The organism is Mesorhizobium sp. M4A.F.Ca.ET.020.02.1.1 (assembly GCF_004022645.1).
Lineage (GTDB): Bacteria > Pseudomonadota > Alphaproteobacteria > Rhizobiales > Rhizobiaceae > Mesorhizobium.
This window is the reverse complement of the sequence record NZ_RZOI01000552.1, coordinates 1-4,198: the sequence shown is the minus strand read 5'-3', so window position 1 is coordinate 4,198 and position 4,198 is coordinate 1. Positions and strand designations below refer to the sequence as shown.

The window sequence follows — 4,198 nt, the reverse complement described above, 5'->3', positions numbered from 1 at the left end:
CCCTGAAACCATCGCCCCGGGAGAGATCAAGCATGGCCGGAACTTTCGTCATCGCGCAGGGCGGCGGCCCGACCGCCGTCATCAATCAGACGGTCGTCGGCGCCGCGCTGGAGATCCGCAAGCGCCATCCCGGCGCCCGGGTGCTGGGCTCGATCCACGGCGTGCGCGGCATCCGCGATGGCAACTATGCCGACCTCTCGGCCATCCCTGAGGAGCAGCTCAGGCTGATCGCGGCGACGCCGAGCGCGGCGCCGACGACCGTCTGATTGATGACGGCGGTCGGGCCGCCGCCCTGCGCGATGACGAAAGTTCCGGCCATGCTTGATCTCTCCCGGGGCGATGGTTTCAGGGCACCTTCGCCTGTCTTGCTGGATGACGCAACGGGAGAAAAGACCGCACTTGGACAAGTCGCCAAAGCGGCCGCCGGCAGCGGCCGAGGATCAGACCACGACCACCGGGTTCTTCTTCGACACGCGGCTGTAAAGATCAATGATGTCCTGGTTGATCAGCCGAACGCAGCCCGACGACATCGCCTGGCCGATGCTCCACCATTCCGGCGAGCCGTGGATGCGGTAGCCGGTGTCCTTGCCGTTCTGGAAGATGTAGAGCGCCCGCGCGCCAAGCGGGTTGGTGAGGCCGCCGGGCTGGCCGCCCTGCCATTTCACCAGTTCCGGCTTGCGCTGGATCATTTCCGGCGGCGGCGTCCAGACCGGCCATTCCTTGCCGTACTGGATGTTGGCGCGGCCCGACCAGCGGAAGCCGTCCTTGCCGATGCCGACACCGTAGCGGATGGCGTCGCCGCCGGGTTGCACCAGATAAAGCATGCGCTCCTGCAGGTGCACCACGATGGTGCCGGGCGCCTCGCCGGTCTTGTCGACGACGATCTGGCGGCGGAACTCCGGCTTGACCTTCAGGTAGGGCACCGCCGGCACCTCGAAACCCCCATCGGTCAGCGACGCATACATGACGTCGGGGCCTGTGATGTTCTTGTCGACGCTGATCGCTGGGCGCAGGGGATGCACCGAGCCGGTGGTGGTGTCGTCGATCTGCAATTGCGGCAGGTCGAGCGTCTCGGTGGTGCTGCAGCCGGCGATGCCGAGCAGCGCCGCGGCGCCGAAGCCCGAGATCATGCTGCGGCGGGAAAGCTGTATTCCGGTTTCGATAGCATCGCCGTTCGAAGGCGGCGTCAAACTTTGCGGCAACTCGCGCATGCACCAAACCCTACACTGTCGGCGGGAAGCACGGTCCGGCCGGATAGCAGGCATTTTCATCGATCATGGTTGAAAAAGCGTGAAGGACCCGACTTTGGTCCTAAGGGCCGTCGCCGCCGCCGGCAGGGCCGAACCAGCCGCCCAAACATTTCGAAGATGCCTCTTTACATTCCGGCCGACCCGAGGATTTATCCTTTTCTTTGTGCTCAAGGAGTGAGGAAATGTCCTTCGAGAACTGGGCCGCCTTCGCCGCCGCCTCCACCATCCTTCTCGTCATCCCGGGTCCGACGATCCTTCTGGTCGTCTCCTATGCGCTCGGCCAGGGCTGGCGCACCGCGCTGCCGATGGCGGTCGGCGTCGCGCTCGGCGACTTCACCGCCATGACGCTGTCGATGCTCGGCATCGGCGCACTGCTGGCGGCATCGGCCACCGTGTTCACCGTGCTGAAGGTGATCGGCGCCTGCTATCTGATCTATCTCGGCGTCAAACTGTTCCGCGCCGGCGGGGCGCTGAAAGCCGAGCCGCGCACCGACGCGGTGTCCGCCGCCAAGATGATGGCGCATGCCTGGCTGGTCACCGCGCTCAACCCGAAGAGCATCACCTTCTTCGTCGCCTTCCTGCCTCAGTTCCTCGACCGGCACGCCGATTTCTGGCCGCAGATGCTGATCTTCGAGACGACCTTCCTGGCGCTCGCCTTCGCCAATGCCTTCGGCTACGCACTGATCGCGGCCCGGGCGCGCAACGTCGTGCGCAACCCGAAGGCGATTCGCATCTTCAACCGCACCGGCGGCACGCTGCTGGTCGGCGCCGGCATCGCCACCATGGCGATGCGCTCGGGCAATTGAGTCAGGTCCAGCCAAACGGTGCAAGCCGCCCCTCGCCGGTTGGCGAGCCGAGTGTCGATGTTTTAGGATCACGTCCAGTTCGATCAGGACGGTAGCAGGGCACTCAATGGCGCTGAAGAACGCATTCGGCCTGACATTTTCCGGCGCGACGGAGGCGGGATTTTCGCCCTATGAGAGGGCTGTCCGCGAGCTGCAATGCTTTATCGGCGATCCGGTCGCTACCATCGACCGCGCCATCGCCGAAGATCCCGGCTTCGTCATGGCCCATGTGTTCAAGGGCTATCTCTTTGCGCTTGCCACTGAGCCTGAGGCGACGGCCGTGGCCAGGGCCTGTCACGAAGCGGCGCTGCCGCTTGCGGCGACGGCGCGCGAGCAGGCGCATATCGCGGCGCTCGGCCATCTCGCCGCGGGCCGTTGGCACGACGCCTCGCGCCTGCTCGAGGACATCGCCATCGATTTTCCGCTCGATGCGGTGGCCCTGCAGACCGGGCATCAGATCGACTTCTTCACCGGCAATGCGCGCATGCTGCGCGATCGTATCGGTCGCGCGCTGCCGTCCTGGCAGAGGGGCATGCCGGGCTACCACGCCATTCTCGGCATGCAGGCCTTCGGGCTGGAGGAGATGGGCGACTATGCTCGCGCTGAGGGCTTCGGCCGGACGGCGATTGAGATCGAGCCGCGCGACGGCTGGGCGCAGCACGCGGTCGCGCATGTTATGGAAATGCAGAGCCGGCAAAAGGACGGCATCGCCTGGATGCGCGCCAACCCGGACGCATGGACGAAAGACAGCTTCCTCAAAGTGCACAATTGGTGGCACCTTGCGCTGTTCCACTACGATCTCGGCGAGACCGAGGAAGTCCTGGCGCTCTATGACGGGCCGATCTACGGCACGCGCTCGACACTGGCGCTCAACATGGTGGATGCTTCGGCGATCCTGTGGCGGCTGCATCTCGGCGGCGTCGATGTCGGCGATCGCTGGACCGCTCTCGCCGCCAATTGGGCGCCCAAGGCTGCTGCCGGCAACTATGCCTTCAACGATGCCCATGCGATGATGGCTTTCGTCGGCGCTGGGCTGGAGGCGCCGGCCAGGACCTTGCTGGAGGCGCAGCGCGAGGCGATGCATGCCAGCGACGACAACGCCGCTTTTACCCGGGATGTCGGCCATCCGCTGACGCTGGCGATCAAGGCGTTCGGCGAAGCTGACTACACCGAGGCGGCGCGCCTGATCCGGCCCATACGCTCGATCGCGAACCGCTTCGGCGGCAGCCATGCGCAGCGCGACGTCATCGACCTGACGCTGATCGAGGCTGCCCTGCGCGCCGGCGATGGACCGCTGGCGCGGGCGCTGACGGGCGAGCGCGCCTTTGCGCGGCCGGACAGTCCGCTGTCGGCGCTGTTTTCGCGGCGCGCCGCCGATTTGTCCGAGAATTGACCCGAAGCGGATCTTGGCATAAGAACTGGCCAAGCCAGATTTTTTCGAGATCCGAAAAAATTAAAGGCATTGGGAGGACATCATGTATCTCGGCCTCGATCTGGGCACGTCGGGCGTCAAGGCGCTTTTGATCGATGCCGGGCAGACCGTCATCGGCTCCGGTCACGGCTCGCTCGATGTCTCGCGGCCGCATCCGGGATGGTCCGAGCAGGATCCCGCGCACTGGATCGCGGCCTGCGAAAAAGCGATTGCCGAACTCAAGGCCGCACATCCGAAGGAACTCGCGGCCGTCAAGGGCATCGGCCTGTCCGGCCAGATGCATGGCGCAACCCTGCTCGACGCCGGCGACCAGGTGCTGCGCCCCTGCATCCTGTGGAACGACACGCGCAGCCATGTCGAGGCCGCCGCGCTCGACGCCGATCCGCGCTTCCGCAAGCTCACCGGCAACATCGTCTTTCCGGGCTTCACCGCGCCGAAGCTCGCTTGGGTGAAGAACAACGAGCCCAAGATCTTCGCCGACGTGGCGAAGGTGCTGCTGCCCAAGGATTTCCTGCGGCTCTGGCTGACGGGCGAGCACATTTCGGAAATGTCCGACTCCGCCGGCACCTCCTGGCTCGACGTCGGCAGGCGGCGCTGGTCCGCTGATCTGCTGGCAGCTACCTCACTCGACGAGAAGCACATGCCGTCGCTGGTCGAGGGCACGGCGAAGG

General features: G+C 65.6%; 4 protein-coding genes and 1 pseudogene. 4 read left to right on the top strand and 1 reads right to left on the bottom strand.

Annotated features, from left to right (window positions below; genetic code table 11):
- Positions 1-32: 32 nt before the first annotated feature.
- Positions 33-251, top strand: a pseudogene (locus tag EN742_RS26420) (6-phosphofructokinase); the annotation flags it as partial.
- A 189-nt stretch (positions 252-440) separates the two neighbouring features.
- Here EN742_RS26420 and EN742_RS26415 read toward each other — a convergent pair.
- A complete protein-coding gene (locus tag EN742_RS26415; protein ID WP_126056937.1) occupies positions 441-1,211 on the bottom strand; it encodes a L,D-transpeptidase in 771 nt (256 codons plus the stop codon).
- Positions 1,212-1,432: 221 nt separating this feature from the next.
- Between EN742_RS26415 and EN742_RS26410 the strand changes: the two genes are divergently transcribed.
- The 3 genes from EN742_RS26410 to EN742_RS26400 form a co-directional block, all read left to right on the top strand.
- The gene (locus tag EN742_RS26410; protein WP_126056936.1) at positions 1,433-2,056 is read left to right on the top strand and encodes a LysE family translocator; all 624 of its coding nucleotides are present in this window, start codon (positions 1,433-1,435) and stop codon (positions 2,054-2,056) included.
- Positions 2,057-2,162: 106 nt separating this feature from the next.
- Positions 2,163-3,488 carry a tetratricopeptide repeat protein gene (locus tag EN742_RS26405; protein ID WP_126056935.1) on the top strand — a complete coding sequence of 442 codons (1,326 nt, stop codon included), beginning with the start codon at positions 2,163-2,165 and terminating at the stop codon, positions 3,486-3,488.
- 82 nt (positions 3,489-3,570) lie between these two features.
- The coding region (locus EN742_RS26400) for an FGGY family carbohydrate kinase (RefSeq protein ID WP_245492397.1) at positions 3,571-4,198 on the top strand (628 nt) is incomplete at its 3' end.

What these genes read in the sequence shown, in the direction of transcription:
- EN742_RS26415 (WP_126056937.1), bottom strand. Translation starts at nt 1,211, where the DNA reads ATGCGCGAGTTGCCGCAAAGTTTGACGCCGCCTTCGAACGGCGATGCT.
- EN742_RS26410 (WP_126056936.1), top strand. Translation starts at nt 1,433, where the DNA reads ATGTCCTTCGAGAACTGGGCCGCCTTCGCCGCCGCCTCCACCATCCTT.
- EN742_RS26405 (WP_126056935.1), top strand. Translation starts at nt 2,163, where the DNA reads ATGGCGCTGAAGAACGCATTCGGCCTGACATTTTCCGGCGCGACGGAG.